Genomic DNA, 17,126 nt, shown 5'->3' on the forward strand with positions numbered 1-17,126 from the left:
GGAAGTATAGCCAGTTCCCTTGGAATGTCGAAAAAGCGACCGGGGCGGTGGCGACTGTGCCGGTCAATGTGGAGGATGGTGCAATGGCCGAACGCTGGACCCCGAACACCTGGCGCTCGAAGCCCGTCAAGCAGATGCCCTTTTATGCCGACCAGGACAAATTGACGGCGGTCGAGCAGCGTCTGTCCAACTATCCGCCGCTGGTTTTCGCGGGCGAGGCGCGGCGGCTCAAGGCGGCCCTAGCGGACGTGGCCCGCGGCAACGGTTTTCTGCTCCAGGGCGGCGACTGTGCCGAGAGCTTCGCCGAATTCCATCCCAACAACATCCGCGATACCTTCCGCGTCCTGCTTCAGATGGCGGTGGTGCTGACCTTCGGCGGCGCCACGCCGGTGGTGAAGGTCGGGCGCATGGCGGGACAGTTCGCCAAGCCGCGCTCGACCGACACGGAGACCATCGACGGCACCGAGCTGCCGAGCTACCGTGGCGACATCATCAACGGTTTCGACTTCGACCCGGCCTCGCGCGAGCCCGATCCCGACCGCATGGTCCAGGCTTACAACCAGTCCGCGGCCACGCTAAACCTGCTTCGCGCCTTCGCCCAGGGCGGTTATGCCGACCTGCACAAGGTTCACCAATGGAACCTGGGCTTCGTCGAGCGCAGCCCCGCCGGCGAGCGCTACCGCGACCTGGCCGACCGCCTGGACGAGACGCTGAACTTCATGGCGGCCTGCGGCATCACCGCGGAGACGACGCCCCAGCTGCGCGAAACCGACTTCTTCACCAGCCACGAGGCGCTGCTGCTCCCCTATGAGGAGGCGCTGACCCGCGTCGACAGCACCACCGGCGACTGGTACGACGTGTCGGCCCACATGCTGTGGATCGGCGACCGTACCCGCCAGCCCGACCACGCCCATGTGGAGTTCCTGCGCGGCGTCAAGAACCCGATCGGGCTGAAGTGCGGACCGACCAGCGACCCCGACGAGCTGATCCGCCTGATCGACATGCTGAACCCGGCGAACGAGCCGGGACGCCTGACGCTGATCGCGCGCATGGGTTTCGAGAAGGTCCAGGACAAGCTGCCGGCCCTGATCCGCAAGGTCCAGCGCGAGGGGCGCGTCGTCGTGTGGGCGTGCGATCCCATGCACGGCAATACGATCAAGTCGTCCACCGGCTACAAGACCCGGCCGTTCGACCGCATCCTGTCGGAAGTGAAGGACTTCTTCTCCGTCCACCAGGCGGAGGGGACCCATCCCGGCGGCGTCCATTTCGAACTGACCGGCCAGGACGTGACGGAATGCACCGGCGGCGCCCAGGCGATCACCGACCACGCCCTTGCCAAGCGCTACCATACCCACTGCGATCCGCGCCTGAATGCCAGCCAAGCTCTTGAACTGGCGTTCCTTATCGCGGAAGGTCTGAAGCGCAGCCGCCAGCAGCAGGACCGGGAACGCCGGATCGCCGCGGCGGAGTGACCGCACGGAACCAGCCCCGGAACGGCCCCCAGCCGTTCCGGGACCAACAAGAGCGCCAAATCTTGGACAGTCGAGACAACGACCGCAGCCAGCAATCCCTTCGGCCCTCGGTATCCGACATCGACCGGTGGACCGATACCTATTTCCTGCGGACCAAGGCCACGGTCGGCCGGTTCGGCGACAAGCGGGTCACCTACGCGATCTTCATGCGCCGCCCCGTCGTCTCGGCGCCCCGCCTCGCGGTGGACTGGCTCCAGGGGGTGGCCCGCGAACGCGGGTTCGAGGTCGAGGTGGACCTGCTCCACACCGAGGGCCGCTGGATCGGCGCCGGCGAGCCGATCCTGTATATTTCCGGCCCACTCTATCATCTTGTCGACCTGGAAACCCTGCTGCTGATGAAGCTGGGTCCCGCCTGCGTCTCCGCCTACAACGCCTTCACCATGTGCGCCGATCTGCCGAAGGTGGCGTTCCTCGCCATGGACGCCCGGCACTGCGCCGGCACAGAGATGGCGGAGATCATGGCCTATGCGGCCAGCGTCGGCTCGGCCCGCGCCAAGCGGAAGGTCGGTGCCATAGGATTCATCGGCAACGCCACCGACGCCACGGCCCATTATTTCGGTCGCTCCGCCGGCATGGGGACCATGCCGCACGCCCTGATCGGCTATGCCGGATCGACCGTGCGGGCGGCCGAGATGTTCCACGAGACCTTTCCCGACCAGAACCTGACGGTGCTGGTCGACTATTTCGGCCGGGAGATCACGGACAGCCTGGAGGTCTGCCGCCGGCTGCCGCACCTGGCCGAGGCGGGCCGGCTGAGCATGCGGATCGACACGCCGGGCGGGCGCTTCATCGAGGGGCTCGACCCGCCCGGCTCCTACGCGGTGCTGGAACGGCATGTTCCGGCCGCGATCCGCGGCTATCGCGACGAGACCCAGCTCCGCTACCTGATCGGCACCGGCGTTTCGGCCGCGGCGATATTCCACCTGCGGGACGCGCTGGACGATGCCGGCTTCGACAAGGTCAAGATCGTCGCCAGCAGCGGCTTCAGCCCGGCGAAGTGCCGTATCATGGCGGAGGCTCAGGCTCCGATCGACGTCATCGGAACCGGCAGCTACCTGCCGGAGCGATGGACCGAGACCTACGCGACCGCTGACATCATCGAATATGACGGTGAGAAGCGGGTCAAGGTCGGCCGCGAGTTCCTGTTCCGGAAATAGCGGCCCCCGGCTCTCAGCCAGCCCTGACGCGGTCCAGGAAGGCACCGACCTCGCGCCGCATCCGGTCGGTGTCCCGCGCCAGCCCGCGCGCGGCATCGAGCAACTGGCCCGATGCCGTTCCCGCTTCCGTGGCGGCCGTCATCATGCCGGCTACATTGCGCGAGACTTCCTGGGTGCCGATCGCGGCCTGCTGGACGTTCCCGGCGATCTCGTTCGTCGCGGCGCTCTGCTCCTCCACCGCGGAGGCGACCGTCGTGGAAATCTCGTTGATCCGGACGACGGTGGTGCCGATGCCCCTGATGCCCGACACCGCGAAGCCCGCTGATCCCTGAACTTCCGAAACCTTGGCCTGGATCTCCTCGGTCGCCCTGGCGGTCTGGGCGGCAAGGTTCTTGACCTCGGACGCCACGATGGCGAACCCCTTGCCGGCCTCTCCGGCGCGTGCCGCCTCGATCGTGGCGTTCAGGGCCAGAAGGTTGGTCTGGCTGGCGATATCGTTGATCAACTGGACCACGTCGCCGATCGACTGCACCGAGTTGGACAGCCCTTCCACCGTGCGGTTCGCCTCGTCGGCCTCCCGGACGGCCGCCGCGGTGATTTCACCGGACAGGGCGACCTGGCGGCCGATCTCCTGGATGGAGGAACTGAGCTCCTCGGACGCGCCGGCGATCATGTTCACGTTCCGCGACGCCTCTTCCGAAGCGCTGGAAGCTGCCGAGGATTGCTGGCGGGTCTGCTCGGACGAGGACGCGACGGTCTGGGCCGCCGATTCCACCTGCACCGCTGCCGCCGCCACCGCCTCCACGATCCCCTTGACCTGGGCTTCGAACCCGTCGGCCACCTGAAGCAGCGCCGCCCGCCGTTCTTCCGCGCCCCTGGCTTCGGCCGCCTGCCGCTCGGCCGATAGCCGGCGCATCTCCAGCCCGTTCGCCCGGAACACCTCGACGGTCCGCGCCATCTGGCCAACCTCGTCGCGGCGTTCCGCGCCGGGGACGGCCGTGTCCAGGTCGCCGTCCGCAAGCCGGCGCATGATGGTGCCGAGCCCCAGCAGAGGTCCCGTGATGCCGCGCGAGATCATGAAGCTGAGTAACACCATGGTCGTGACGATACCCGCCAGCGCGATCCAGCCCAGCCGCTCGGCGTCGCGGGCGACCTCCTCGCTCCGGGCCACCGCCGCGGCCCTCGCGGTCTCCTGGATTTCGGTGGCTTCGGCCAGAACCGGTTCGATGCGGGCATAGGCATCGGACAATTCCTTCAACTGCCCTGCCAATCCGAGCGTCGCCTCCGCCACGGCGAGGAAATCGCGCTGGTAGGCCGCCATCTTCTCCGTGATTTCCGCCGCGACCTTACCGGGCAGGGTGGAAGCGGCCAGGGCTGCCGTGAACTCGCCATGCCGCTTCTTCATGTCGTCGACATACTTGGCTTCGACCCGGGCCAGGAAGTCCTTCTCGTGCCGCCGCATCATCAACATGTCGATGATGAGCTGGGGTTGGCTCCTGTCCTTCAGCATCGCCTCCACCTCCCGGACCGACGAACGCAGGGAGCCCATGAGACCGTCGGTCTCCTTGAGTCCGATGCGGATGCGCGTCGCGGCGACCGCCGAAAAGGCGTTGCCGTAAAAGGCCAGTTCGGTTCGGACCTTGCCCAGGTGCCCGGCGATCGCATCCGCCCCGGGATGCCCGATGGCTGCAAGGAGCAAGCTGTCGGCGAGAGCGACCGTCTCCACGTTGCGCGCGACATACTTCTCGTCGCTCCTCAACAAGAAGTCCTTCTCGGACCGCCGGGCATCAAGAAGCGACAACCGCAGCGCCACGATCCTGTCGTTCAAATCCGATGCGGACTGCCCAACCGACCAGAAACTGTTTTCTCGCGCCCGCTCGACGCTCTGAAATCCAGCAAGCAGAAGAAGGGCCGCCGCGCCCACGGCGCCGATCAGGCCGATCTGGATCTTCAAACTGAAACGTGACAGCAACCCGTCCACGATACCCTCTTCTGCTGATTCTTCCCGCGGCCGCCGGGCCTGCGTTCACAGGGATCAATCGTGTCGAATAGATATGAAACAAAAGTTACCTTTTTTTTAACTGACCGGACGTTACTTGATGATAAGATAATTTTTACTCATACCCTAGAAATTTTCCTTCCATTAATTTAAAGGAATAAATCTTGCCGGTCGCCGATGACAGGGTGGAATGTCATTTTTTCCCAGGATTATTGGATATTACTGTTACTTTTGGCATATATTTTCTACCCTGCCGGATATGACTTTCCTCGCTGCGACGATGAGGCAAATGACTACTTGCATCGGCCGGTCCTATCCCGCGCTCTCCCCTAAGTCGGCCTATGTTCCTGTTTCGACACACGCTTTGCGGTTTGGTAAGCCTTTGGTCATAACACTGAGCTTTCTATTGCAGCATGTCTGTACCTCGGAGGCGGGATGTCGAACGATCTGGATCGCGAAGAAAGGCTTGAGTTCCTTGGCATCGGTGACGAAACGCGATCGGCCCTGAAGCATTTCGCACCCGTCGTGGAAGCGACGCTGCCGAAGACCCTGGACAGGTTCTACGAGCATCTTGCAACCAATGCCGAGATGCGGACGATGCTGGCGGGAGTCTCGATCGACCGCCTGAAGGAGGCCCAGCGCCGCCACTGGACCAGCCTGTTCTCAGGGACCTTCGACGAGGCCCAGCTGGAGCGAACCATCCAGATTGGCACCACGCACCAGCGCATCGGCTTGGAGCCGCGCTGGTACATCGGCGGATACGCCCTGGCGATGGGTGACCTGATGGATGCGGCGGTCACCCGGCATCGCTGGCAGCCGGCCCGGTTGAGGCAGGTGCTCCGGGCGATCGTCCAGACCGTCTGTCTCGACATGGATCTGGCGATCTCCTGCTACATCGAGAGCGGCGACCAGAGCCGGCAGAAGGAACTGTGGCGACTGGCCGACATGCTGGAGCGGGAAGTCCATTCGGTGGTGTCCCAGGTCGCCGAGCGCGGCGGCCACGTGTCCGACATCGCAACCCAGACCTCGGCGGCGATCGACCGCGTGGCGGGGAACGCGACAGCCGTTGCCTCGGCGGCGGAGCAGGCCACCGCCAGCTTCGAAACCGTTGCCGCGGCGGGCGAGCAGCTTTCCGCCTCGGTGTCGGAGATCAGCCGGCAGGTCAGCGTCTCGCGCACCGTCACCCGCCAGGCGGTGGACCAGGCGGGATCGGCCAACCAGTCGGTTCAGGGCTTGGCGATGGCGGCGGGGGAGATCGGGCAGATCATTCGCGTCATCAACGAGATCGCCGGCCAGACCAACCTTCTGGCCCTGAACGCGACGATCGAGGCGGCGCGTGCCGGGGAAGCCGGCAAGGGGTTCGCCGTCGTCGCCAACGAGGTCAAGGCGCTGGCCGCCCAGACCGCGCGGGCCACGGAGCAGATCTCCGCCCAGATCTCCCGCATCCAGGCGGAAACCGAGAAGGCGGTCTCCGGTATCCAAAGCATCGTCGGCGTGATCCACGAGGTGGAGGCGATCTCCGCCGGCATCGCCGCCGCGATCGAGCAGCAGACCGCCTCGACGGGAGAGATCAGCCGCAGCGTCATGGAGGCCGCCGCCGGCACGCGGCAGGTCGCGGCCAGCATCACCGAAGTGGCCCATGATACCGGCGAGGCGTCGGAACTGATGCACGAGGTGCGTTCCGAAACCGGCACCATGACCCAGCATGTCGGTCAGCTTCAGAACGAGATCGACGGGCTGATGAGCACGATGAGGACGCACGAGGTATTCGACCGCCGGAGACACCGGCGGCACGCCGTTGATTTCTCGGCGACGGTATCCGCTGGCGGTGACAGGAGGCAGGTCGGGCTGGTCAACCTGTCGGCGGGCGGCGTCGGGCTCGTCGGGACCGTCACCGGTTCGGCCGGCGGGATGGTCGAGCTTGTCCTTCCCGGACTGGAGGGCGCGATCCGGGGGCAGATCCTCTCGACCGAGCGCGACATCACCCACCTGAAGTTCGAGCGCACGCTGACGTCGGCCGAACTGACGGGCCTGCTTCGGTCGGCCCGGATGGTGGCATGACGGACGATCCCGCCTTGCCGCTTTGAGCGGGCGGGCCGTCTTGGTAGATTGCCCGATCGATCCTTCCTGACGCCGGCATCGCCATGACCGACCGCCTCGCCATCGCCCTGGCCCAGTTGAACCCGACCACGGGTGCCATCGACCAGAACATCGACCGTATCCGCACGGCGCGGGCGGAGGCGTCCGCGCGAGGGGCGGAACTGGTGGTCTGCGCCGCCATGGGAGTCTCGGGGCAGCCGGTCGAACAGCTGGTCCTGAAGCCCTTCTTTCTGGACGCGGTCGAGGAGGCGGTCCGGGAGTTCGCCCGGGAAACGGCAGACGGCGGGCCGGGAGTGCTGGTCGGCGCCCCTTGGCGGATGGATGGGCAGGTCTGCAACGCCGTCCTGCTGCTGGACGGCGGCCGGGTGGCTACCATCCGGACCAAGCATGTGCTGGCGGACGGGGCGCCGTTCGACGAGCGCCACCTGTTCGCCGCCGGCCCGGTTCCCGGTCCGGTCAATTTCCGGGGAGTCCGCCTGGGCGTCATGATCGCCGAGGACATGGCGACCGCCGACGTCGCCGAAGCGCTCGGCGAATGCGGAGCCGAAATCCTGGTGGTCGCCGGGGGCGACGCGGTCGACCTGGACATCCAGGACCGCCGGATCAACCGCGCCGTGGCCCGGGTGGCCGAGACCGGGCTGCCGCTGCTCCATGTCAATCAGGTTGGCGGGCACGGCGAATTGGTGTTCGACGGCTCCAGCTTCGTGCTCGGCGCCGACCGCGCCCTGCGGATCCATGCGCCCGCCTTCCGGGAGAGCCTGACGGTGGCCCGGTGGGAACGCGGCGGAGACGATGGCTGGATCTGCCACGAGGGTGAACTGGCGCCGCCGCCGTCCGGGCCGGCCGCCGCATATCAGGCGCTGATGCTGGGCCTGCGCGACCATGTCAGGAAAACCCGGCGAAACGGCGTTCTGGTCGGCCTGACAGACGGAATCGACAGCGCGCTGACGGCCGCGCTGGCAGTCGATGCATTGGGGCCGGAGCGGGTCCACTGCGTCCTGCTGCCGTCATCCGACACCGGCCGGGAGACGCTTGAGGATGGGCGGGAAGTGGCGGAACTGCTGGGCTGCAGGATAGACGAGATCCCGATGGGGCCGGCATTGCGGGCGATCGATGCAATGCTCGCCCCGGCCTTCGCCGGTCGCGACACCGGCAGAGCGGAGGAAGACCTTCGGGGGAGCCTGCGCGGCGCCGTCCTGGTGGCCCTCGCGGAGAAGTTCGATGCCCTTGCGCTGTCGGCAGCCAACCGGACCGACGTGGCGGTCGGACGGTCGATGCTGCACGGGGACCTTTGGGGCGGTTTCGCGGTGCTGAAGGATGTCTACCGCACCAACGTCGTGGCCCTTGCCAACTGGCGGAACCGGAGTCTGCCCGACGACGGCAGGGGGCCGGCGGGCCGCGTCGTGCCCGAGCGGGTCATCACCGATACCGCGGCCACCGAACGGCGGGCCGGCAGGGACGGGGATTGGGCGATGCCGCCGGGCGACCTGCTGGACGATATCCTCCGCTGCCTGCTTGACCAGGAGATGACCGTGGCCGAGATCATCGAGCGCGACCATGATCCGGTGATGGTGGACCAGGTCTGGCGGTTGGTGGTCAGGGGGGAGCACCAGCGCCGCCAGCTTCCGCCCGGCGTCAGGATCAGCGGCCACGGTTTCGGATCCGGCCACCGGCTGCCGGTCGTCAACGGGTTCACTTCGATCCTGTGACGCGCCGCGGAACTGGCAGGGCTGCAATCCGTCGCATCGCTAATGCGAGTGACTTGCAGTAAATTTTCGGCCACGGTAACTAGTCCGTTCCGAGGCCTTGAAGCGCATGCGTTCTTCCACGATCACCCCTTCCTATGTCCTGATGGCCCATGCCCTGGTCGGCAGTCTGGTTTGCAGCCTGCTTGCCGGCGCTCCTGCCCTGGCGGAACAGAAACTCGATCCGGCGGCGGCATCGGTGCTGGCGGACTATGTCAGGCCGGATTCAGTGCCTTTTCCGGACGACAATCCCCATAGCCAGGCGAAGGCCGAGCTGGGCCGCAAGCTGTTCTTCGACGCCAGCCTGTCCGGCGCGGGGGACCGGTCTTGCGCCACCTGCCACGCGCCGGTCTCCGGGTGGCAGGACGGGGTGCCGACCCACCAGGGGCTGGACGGGACGCCGCTGGGACGCCGGACGCCCTCGGTGCAGGATGCGGCCTGGGGCGAGCTGTACTTCTGGGACGGCCGTGCCGGCAGCCTGGAGGAGCAGGCGCTCGGCCCGGTCCAGAACCCGCGCGAGATGAACCAGACGCTGGAAGGGATGGTTCGGACCCTCGAGGCCAACCCGGAGTATCCGCCCCTTTTCGCCCGGGCCTTTCCCGAGGACCCGAGGATCACGCCGGTCACCGTCGCCAGGGCGCTTGCCACGTTCGAACGCACCCTGGTGTCGGGCGTGACCTCCTTCGACCGCTGGGTCGCGGGCGACAGCGGCGCCGTCAGCGAGGAGGCGAAGCGCGGATTCGAGGTATTCACCGGACCCGCGGGCTGCGCCTCCTGCCACTCCGGCTGGCAGTTCACCGACCATGCCTTCCATGATATCGGCCTGCCCGGCGAAGACCTCGGGCGCGGCGCGATCCTGGGCTTGCCTGAACTTAACCACGCCTTCAAGACCCCGCCGCTGCGGAACGTCGCCGACCGCGCCCCCTACATGCATGACGGCTCGATCGGAACGCTGGAGGGGGTCGTCGAACATTACCGCAGCGGCATCGTGCGCCGGGACACCCTGTCGCCCGACCTGCCGCGGATCGACGCCCTGTCCGACCGTGAAAAGTCCGACCTGATCGCCTTCCTGCGCAGCCTCAGCCCGGATCCCGCGACCGCGGCGGACAGCCTCGCCGCCAGTTCGGCGCCGAAGTCGGAAACCTCGGATACCCTGACGATCGTGCAGAAGAACAAGCAGTTCAGCCACCGCCATGTCCAAGTCAAGGCCGGCGAGGTCCTGACGATCCTGAACCAGGACACCCGGGCGCATAATATCCGCGTGTTCGAAGAGAACATGGACTTCAACAGCGGATACCAGGAACCGGGCGAGCATGTCAGCTTGCCCTTCACCGAGCCCGGCACCTATCATGTGTTCTGCGGCATCCATCCCAAGATGAAGCTTCGGGTGGACGTGAAGTAGGGCAGGAGGCGGTCCGAGTTTCGGCCGTTTCGCATGAGGCCGCGGTGTGCTATCCGTGCCGGCCCTGTGTTCCCGAAGCCCGAAGAGATCCATGAGCGTCGCCGTCCGTTTCGCGCCGAGCCCGACCGGCCAGCTCCATGTCGGCAACATCCGCCTGGCGCTGGTCAATTGGCTGTTCGCCCGCAGCCAGGGAGGCAACTTCCTGTTGCGTCTCGACGACACCGACCTGGAACGGTCGACCGCCGAATTCGCCGACGGGATCGAGCGCGACCTGCGCTGGCTGGGGCTGGAGTGGGACCGGTTCGCCCGGCAGTCCGACCGGCTGGACCGCTACGCGGCGGCGGTCGAGCGGCTGAAGGGCGCGAGGCGCCTCTATCCCTGCTACGAGACGGCGGAGGAGCTGTCGCTCAAGCGCAAGAGCCTGCTCGGCCGCGGCCTGCCGCCGATCTACGACCGCGCGGCGCTGCGGCTGACTGGCGCGGACCGGGCGCGCCTGGAGGCCGAGGGCCGGACACCGCACTGGCGTTTCCTGCTGGAGCACGAGCCGGTGGAGTGGGACGACCTTGTGCGCGGTCCGCAGCATTTCCACGGGCGGGATCTCGGCGACCCGGTGCTGATCCGCGAGGACGGGCGGACGCTCTACACGCTGTCCTCGGTCGTCGACGACATCGAGCTGGGCATCAGCCATGTCATCCGGGGCGAGGACCACGTCGCCAACACCGCTGTGCAGATCCAGCTCTGGCAGGCGCTGGGCGGACCGGTGCCGGGCTTCGCCCACCTGCCGCTGCTGACCGACGCGACGGGTGCCGGGCTGTCGAAGCGGCTGGGCAGCATCAGCGTCGCCAGCCTGCGCGACGACCAGGGTATCGAACCGATGGCGATCAACAGCCTGCTCGCCAAGCTGGGCACGTCTGACGCCATCGAGGCCCGCATGAGCCTGGCGGATCTGGCGGCCGAGTTCGACATGGCCAAGGTCGCCCGCGGCGCTCCCAAGTTCGACCCGGAGGAACTGGCCCGCCTGAACGCCCGCGTGTTGCACGCCACGCCTTTCGGGACGGTGGCCGGCCGGCTGGAAGCCTTGGGGTTCGGCGGGATCGACGCCATGTTCTGGGAGGCGGTGCGGCCCAACCTGTCGCGGCTGGCCGACGTGGCGGAGTGGTGGCATGTCGCGCGCGAGCCGATCGAGCCGACCGTCGAGGACGCGGAGTTGCTGTCCGCCGCCGCGGCGCTGCTCCCGGCGGAGCCGTGGGACGAAACGACCTGGAGCGCCTGGACCGGCGCCGTCAAGTCGGCCACCGGGCGAAAGGGCAAGGGCCTGTTCTTGCCGTTGCGCCTGGCGCTCACCGGCCGCGACCATGGACCGGAGCTGAAGAATTTGTTACCTCTGATCGGCCGCGAGCGGGCGGAAGCGCGGCTCGCCGGCCGGGTTGCCTGAAGTGGTTTTGTTTAAGGAAAAACCGGTGGCGCTGGATCTTTTCAACACGCTGACCCGCCAGAAGGAACGGTTCGAGCCGCTGGTGCCGGGCAGGGTGGGCCTCTATGTCTGCGGCCCGACCGTCTATGACTACGCCCATATCGGGAATGCGCGGCCAGTCGTCGTGTTCGACGTGCTGTACCGGCTGCTGCGCCGGCTCTACGGGGAGGTCCGCTACGTGCGGAACATCACCGACGTGGACGACAAGATCATCGACCGGGCACGGGAGAGCGGGGAAGGGATCGACAGCGTCACCTCCCGCACGACCGAGGCCTATCACCAGGACATGGCCTCCCTGAACGCCCTGCCGCCGGACGTCGAGCCGCGCGCGACCACCCATGTGGCGCAGATGATCCGGATGATCGGGCGCCTGATCGCGGCCGGCAACGCCTACGAGGCCGAGGGGCACGTGCTGTTCAGCGTGCCGTCGATGGCGGACTATGGCCGGCTGTCGCGTCGGTCCCGGGACGAGCTGATCGCGGGCGCCCGCGTCGAGGTGGCGCCGTACAAGCGCGACCCCGCCGACTTCGTGCTGTGGAAGCCCTCCGCCCGGAGGTGCCGGGCTGGGACAGCCCGTGGGGACGGGGACGGCCGGGCTGGCATATCGAGTGCTCCGCCATGGCGGAGGAGCACCTGGGGGAGACCTTCGACATCCATGGCGGCGGCCTGGACCTGATCTTTCCTCACCATGAGAACGAGATAGCCCAGTCAGTCTGCGCCCATGGCGGCGCCCCGCTGGCCCGCTACTGGGTTCACAACGGTTTCCTGACGGTCGAAGGCGAGAAGATGTCCAAGAGCCTGGGCAACTTCTTCACCGTCCGGGACCTGCTGGGCGAATTTCCCGGCGAGGCGATCCGCCTGACCCTGCTCGGAGCCCATTACCGCCAGCCGCTCGACTTCACCCGGGACGGGCTGAAGCAGGCCAAGGCGACCCTGGACCGGTGGTACACGGCGTTGCGCTCGGTCGAGGACGTGCCAGCGTCCGGGGACGAGGTGCCGGCCGAGGTGATAGCGGCGCTGGAGGATGACCTGAACACGCCGCTGGCGATCAGCCACGTTCACGCTGTCGTCACGGCCCTGAACAAGGCGGCGGAACCGGCAGAGCGCGCGGCGCTGAAGGGCGCATTGCTGGGCGCCGGCAGCGTGCTGGGCCTGCTCGGGCAGGACCCGACCGAATGGTTCCGCGGCGGCGATGCCGGCGGACTGGGCGCCGCGGCGATCGAGGACTTGATCGAGCAGCGCAAGCAGGCCCGCAAGGCCAAGAACTTCGCGTCGGCCGACCGGATCCGGAAGGAGTTGGCCGACCAGGGCATCGTGCTGGAGGACGGTCCCGGCGGGACCACCTGGAAGCGGGCTTGATCATGGGTGAGCGGATTTATCTCTACGACACCACCCTGCGGGACGGCGCGCAGACCCAGGGCGTCGATTTCTCCGTAGCCGACAAGACGGCCATCGCCCGGGATCTCGACCTGTTGGGGATCGATTACGTCGAGGGCGGCTGGCCGGGCGCCAACCCGACCGACGACGCTTTCTTCGCCGACCCGCCGGAGTTGCGCAACGCAACCTTCACCGCGTTCGGCATGACCCGCCGGCCCGGCCGGAGCGCCGCCAACGATCCCGGCCTGGCCGGCCTTGTCGGTGCGAAATGCGATGCGGTCTGCATGGTCGGGAAGACTTGGGACTTCCATGTGGACGTGGCGCTGAACATACCGCGGGCGGAGAACCTGGAACTGATCTCCGACAGCATCAGGCTGATCCGGGAGCGCAAGGGCGAGGCGCTGTTCGACGCCGAGCATTTCTTCGACGGCTACAAGGCCAACCCGGACTACGCGCTGGATTGCCTGACGGCGGCATACCAGGCAGGCGCCCGCTGGATCGTGCTGTGCGACACCAACGGCGGCTCGCTCCCCGACGAGGTCGAGCGCATCGTCCGCGCCGTGGCGGAGCGCATTCCCGGCGGCAACTTGGGCATCCACACCCACAACGACACGGAGAACGCCGTCGCCAACTCGCTGGCCGCGGTCCGCGCCGGAGCGCGGATGATCCAGGGGACGCTGAACGGGCTGGGCGAGCGCTGCGGCAACGCCAACCTGGTATCGCTGATCCCGACGCTGATGCTGAAGATGGGCTTCGAGACCGGCATCTCGGCCGATGGCCTGCGCCGCCTGACCCAGGTCTCGCGCGGGCTGGACGAGAGGCTGAACCGGGCGCCCAACCGGCACGCGCCCTATGTCGGGGAAAGCGCCTTCGCCCATAAGGGCGGACTCCATGTCTCCGCGGTCGAGAAGGACCCCGCGAGTTACGAGCACGTGGACCCAACCAGGATCGGCAACCGCAGATGCATCGTCGTCTCGGACCAAGCGGGCCGGTCGAACCTGCTCGCCCGTTTCCGCGAGATCGGCATCGAGATCGATCCGCGGGACGAGCGCATCGCCGACCTGGTGGACTTGGTAAAGCGGCGCGAATATGACGGCTACGCCTACGACGGCGCCGAGGCGAGCTTCGAGCTTCTGGCCCGCCGCGCCCTGGGGGAGGTGCCGGACTTCTTCCGCCTCCAGAGCTTCCGGGTCATCGACGAGCGGCGCTGGAACGCCCGGGACGAGCTGATCACCCTGTCCGAGGCGACCATCAAGCTGGATGTCGGCAGCCAGTCGCTGATGACGGTCGCGGAAGGCAACGGCCCCGTCAACGCGCTGGACATAGCGCTGCGCAAAGCGCTGCTTCCCGCCTATCCGGAGTTGGAAGGGCTCCGGCTGGTCGACTACAAGGTCCGCATCCTGACGCCCAACGACGGCACCAAGGCGGTGACCCGGGTCATGATCGAGAGCATCGACGGGCGGGGCGACCGCTGGACGACCGTCGGCGTCTCGGCCAACGTGATCGACGCATCCTACAACGCGCTGCATGACAGCATCACTTACCGGCTGTACCGCGCCAGCGCCGCCCCGGTACGGACAGTGATATAGACAGTCAGACGTATAGAGAGATGGCAGGAACCAACCCCCAGCGGGACGCCGTTCTCGGCGGACCGGCGATCATCCTGATCGAGCCCCAGCTCGGCGAGAACATCGGCACCTGCGCCCGCGCAATGCTGAACTGCGGGCTTACCGACCTACGGCTGGTCCGTCCGCGCGACGGATGGCCGAGCAGCAGCGCCAGGGCCTCCGCGTCCGGCGCGGACCTGGTGCTCGACAATGCGCGCCTGTTCGACCGGACGGAGGACGCGATCGCCGACCTGTCCCAAGTCTTCGCGACCACAGCCCGCAACCGCGGCATGATCAAGCGGATCATGACCCCGCGCGAGGCGGCATCGGAGATGCGGGCCCAATCTTCCGCCGGCCTCGCGACCGGCGTGCTGTTCGGACCGGAGCGGACGGGGCTGTTCAACGACGACCTGGCGCTGGCGGACACCAGCCTGACGGTACCGCTGAACCCGGCGTTCAGTTCGCTGAACCTAGCCCAGGCGGTCCTGATCATCGGGTATGAATGGTACCAGACCGGCGACGTGGCTCCTGGGCGCTATCTCCACACCGGAGCGACCCGCCCCGCCAACAAGGAAGAACTGGTCAACCTGTTCTCCCACCTGGAAGAGGAGCTTGAAAACTCGCGGTTCTTTTCATCGCCCGGGAAAAAGCCGTCTATGATTCGATCGATAAGGAACTGCTTTCAGCGGATGGATATGACTGAACAGGAAGTCAGGACCTTCCATGGCATCATTTCCGCATTGACCGGACGCAAGAGATCCACACCAAAGGAATAGCGTTTTTGCTTTCTGGATAGACTTGCACAAAGTGGCATGAGAGTTGCTGAAGAACTCCTATCTATCGGGTAGGAGGGAATGATGAGTATACAGAAGTTCGGCCGGAGCTTGCGTCGCGCGCTTCGTCATTTGCAATTTGCGGGGCAGGGTGCGAGCACGAGAACCAGATTGGCCGAAGCGGGGATTCTGCTGAGCGATGCGGCGGAGGAGATCGACCTTGCTCTCATGGACATGGAAACCGCGAACAGCAACGAATTAGATCGCGCCGACCTGCGCGAGGCCAATGCGCAGATCCATGAAGCGATCCACCTGATCGGCGGCGTCTATCGCAGGATCGGATAGGCGCGAAGGAAAGGCCGCGCGCTCGCCTGCCAGGAGTGCCTGACAAGCGGTATGCCACTTGTCAGGCGAGGGTGCCCGGATTATCAATACCGCGGGCAGGACGCCCGTACCGGGGCTGACCAGAGACGAGCGACATGGATCGGGGCACTGAAACCGGTGCGTCCAGCCGGCACGTCATATTGCTGGTGGAAGGGGATGCGTCCGAACGCGCCGCGACGGCCGCGCTTCTGAGGCAGGATGGCCACCATATCGTAGAAGCAGCCAGCTTGAGGGAAATGGACCGGGCCTTCGCGGAACGGCATTTCGACATGCTGCTCATGGATCTGACGTTGCCTGACGGCATTGCGTTCACCCGTCTCGGGCAACTTCGCCGCGACGAATCCCTCGGCATCATCGTCGTCACCGCTCGGACGGAGGAAGTCGACCGCCTGGTCAGCCTGGAACTGGGGGCCGACGACTTCCTGGTGAAACCCCTCAATCAGCGGGAGTTGGCGTTGCGCGTCCGGAACCTGCTGCGCCGCCTGCGGGTAGGACGGTCGGGCCGCGGATCGACCTGCCATTTCGACGGGTGGACGCTGGATCTGGCGCGTCGCCATCTGCAGGATCCGGCTGGGCGCAATGTCCGGCTGACCCGCAGCGAGTTCGACCTGCTCGCGGCGCTGTCGTCCAACCCCGGCAGCATCCTCGACCGCGACCGCCTGACTGCTGCCGTGAGCAGGCGGCCGGGCTCGCCGGACGATCGCACGATCGACGTTCTGATCGGGCGCCTGCGGCGCAAGATCGAAATCGATCCGCAGGATCCGAGGCTGATCCTGACAATCCACGGTCAGGGATACTGCTTCGCGGCGGTTTGATGCCCGATCTTCAGTCCTCCGGAAGATTATGAAGTAAAATCCTAGAAATTCGATAGTATTCTATTTTCTAATCTGCCGAAACCGTAATGTTTCATTCCTGAAATTTTCTGTTCAGCTTCATTCACAATATCAAATTAGTTTTTACTAGAGACATTCAAAGGCAAACTATAGTTTTCGAACCGAGAGACATTCCGAAAACCACCCGCCAATCAGCGAGGACACGCTTATGAAGTGGAAGGCGCTTGTCCTGACGGTTCTGCTTTGCCTGCCCGCAGCCATGGCTCGCGCCGACGTGGCGCTGGACGATGTGCAGGTCATCGCCAAGTCGTTGGGCTTCCTGACTGCCAAGCCGGCTACTCCCGCCAAGATGGCAATCGTCTTCGCGCCGGAGATCGAAGCTTCCAAGGCGGAGGCGGACCGGTTGGCCGCCATGCTGGGCGGTGGTTTCAAGGAGGGTCCGCTCACCCTCGAGCCGCTGCTGGTGCCGGTCTCCCAGCTGGACAAGCTCGAGGGGGCCGGCGTCGTCTTCGTGACCACAGGCTTGGCGGCACACCATGGCGCCATCTTCGACTCGGCCAAGGCGAAACGTCTCCTCACCGTCTCGACCGATTCCAGCTGCGTTCGCGCGGGCCGCTGCGTCATGTCGGTCGCCAGCCAGCCAGCCGTCGAGATCCTGGTGAACAAGCAGGCCGCCGATCAATCCCAGGTCGCCTTCAGGGCGGCCTTCCGCATGCTCATCATCGAAATCTGATGCCGTTCCC

At 66.3% G+C, this 17,126-nt stretch carries 12 protein-coding genes and 1 pseudogene; 12 read left to right on the forward strand and 1 reads right to left on the reverse strand.

What is annotated here, in order from left to right:
- Positions 1 to 83: 83 nt before the first annotated feature.
- Together DPR14_RS12350 and DPR14_RS12355 are read left to right on the forward strand one after the other, a co-directional pair.
- A complete protein-coding gene (locus DPR14_RS12350; protein ID WP_158045406.1) occupies positions 84 to 1,472 on the forward strand; it encodes a class II 3-deoxy-7-phosphoheptulonate synthase in 1,389 nt (462 codons plus the stop codon).
- Positions 1,473 to 1,534: 62 nt separating this feature from the next.
- Complete coding sequence (locus DPR14_RS12355; RefSeq protein ID WP_246149236.1) at positions 1,535 to 2,689, forward strand: nicotinate phosphoribosyltransferase; 1,155 nt, start codon at positions 1,535 to 1,537, stop codon at positions 2,687 to 2,689.
- Between the two features lie 13 nt (positions 2,690 to 2,702).
- On the opposite strand, the gene DPR14_RS12360 is transcribed toward DPR14_RS12355, so the two are convergent.
- Entirely contained in the window at positions 2,703 to 4,670 is a 1,968-nt protein-coding gene (locus tag DPR14_RS12360; RefSeq protein ID WP_158045407.1) for a methyl-accepting chemotaxis protein, read from the reverse strand.
- A 453-nt stretch (positions 4,671 to 5,123) separates the two neighbouring features.
- Here DPR14_RS12360 and DPR14_RS12365 point away from each other — a divergent pair, with 453 nt between their 5' ends.
- The 10 genes and pseudogenes from DPR14_RS12365 (at position 5,124) to DPR14_RS12405 (ending at position 17,116) form a co-directional block, all read left to right on the forward strand.
- Complete coding sequence (locus DPR14_RS12365) at positions 5,124 to 6,749, forward strand: protoglobin domain-containing protein (RefSeq protein ID WP_158045408.1); 1,626 nt, start codon at positions 5,124 to 5,126, stop codon at positions 6,747 to 6,749.
- Positions 6,750 to 6,832: 83 nt separating this feature from the next.
- On the forward strand, positions 6,833 to 8,497 hold the full coding sequence (locus DPR14_RS12370; protein ID WP_158045409.1) for an NAD+ synthase: 1,665 nt from the start codon (positions 6,833 to 6,835) through the stop codon (positions 8,495 to 8,497).
- Between the two features lie 106 nt (positions 8,498 to 8,603).
- Entirely contained in the window at positions 8,604 to 9,935 is a 1,332-nt protein-coding gene (locus DPR14_RS12375; RefSeq protein ID WP_158045410.1) for a cytochrome c peroxidase, read from the forward strand.
- A 91-nt stretch (positions 9,936 to 10,026) separates the two neighbouring features.
- A complete protein-coding gene (gene gltX, locus DPR14_RS12380) occupies positions 10,027 to 11,370 on the forward strand; it encodes a glutamate--tRNA ligase (protein WP_158045411.1) in 1,344 nt (447 codons plus the stop codon).
- A 25-nt stretch (positions 11,371 to 11,395) separates the two neighbouring features.
- A pseudogene (cysS, locus tag DPR14_RS12385) lies at positions 11,396 to 12,768 on the forward strand (cysteine--tRNA ligase).
- Between the two features lie 2 nt (positions 12,769 to 12,770).
- Positions 12,771 to 14,375, forward strand: a complete 1,605-nt coding sequence (cimA, locus tag DPR14_RS12390) for a citramalate synthase (RefSeq protein WP_246149238.1) — start codon at positions 12,771 to 12,773, stop codon at positions 14,373 to 14,375.
- A 20-nt stretch (positions 14,376 to 14,395) separates the two neighbouring features.
- Positions 14,396 to 15,169 (forward strand): RNA methyltransferase, encoded by a 774-nt coding sequence (locus tag DPR14_RS12395; protein WP_158045412.1) that lies wholly within the window; start codon positions 14,396 to 14,398, stop codon positions 15,167 to 15,169.
- A gap of 168 nt (positions 15,170 to 15,337) precedes the next feature.
- Complete coding sequence (locus DPR14_RS27400; RefSeq protein WP_192499443.1) at positions 15,338 to 15,511, forward strand: hypothetical protein; 174 nt, start codon at positions 15,338 to 15,340, stop codon at positions 15,509 to 15,511.
- Between the two features lie 134 nt (positions 15,512 to 15,645).
- A complete protein-coding gene (locus tag DPR14_RS12400) occupies positions 15,646 to 16,365 on the forward strand; it encodes a response regulator transcription factor (protein ID WP_158045413.1) in 720 nt (239 codons plus the stop codon).
- A 226-nt stretch (positions 16,366 to 16,591) separates the two neighbouring features.
- Positions 16,592 to 17,116 (forward strand): YfiR/HmsC family protein, encoded by a 525-nt coding sequence (locus DPR14_RS12405; RefSeq protein WP_158045414.1) that lies wholly within the window; start codon positions 16,592 to 16,594, stop codon positions 17,114 to 17,116.
- The last annotated feature ends 10 nt before the right edge of the window (positions 17,117 to 17,126 follow it).

Origin of the sequence: Skermanella pratensis, from assembly GCF_008843145.1 — a bacterium.
Taxonomy (GTDB): Bacteria; Pseudomonadota; Alphaproteobacteria; order Azospirillales; family Azospirillaceae; genus Skermanella; species Skermanella pratensis.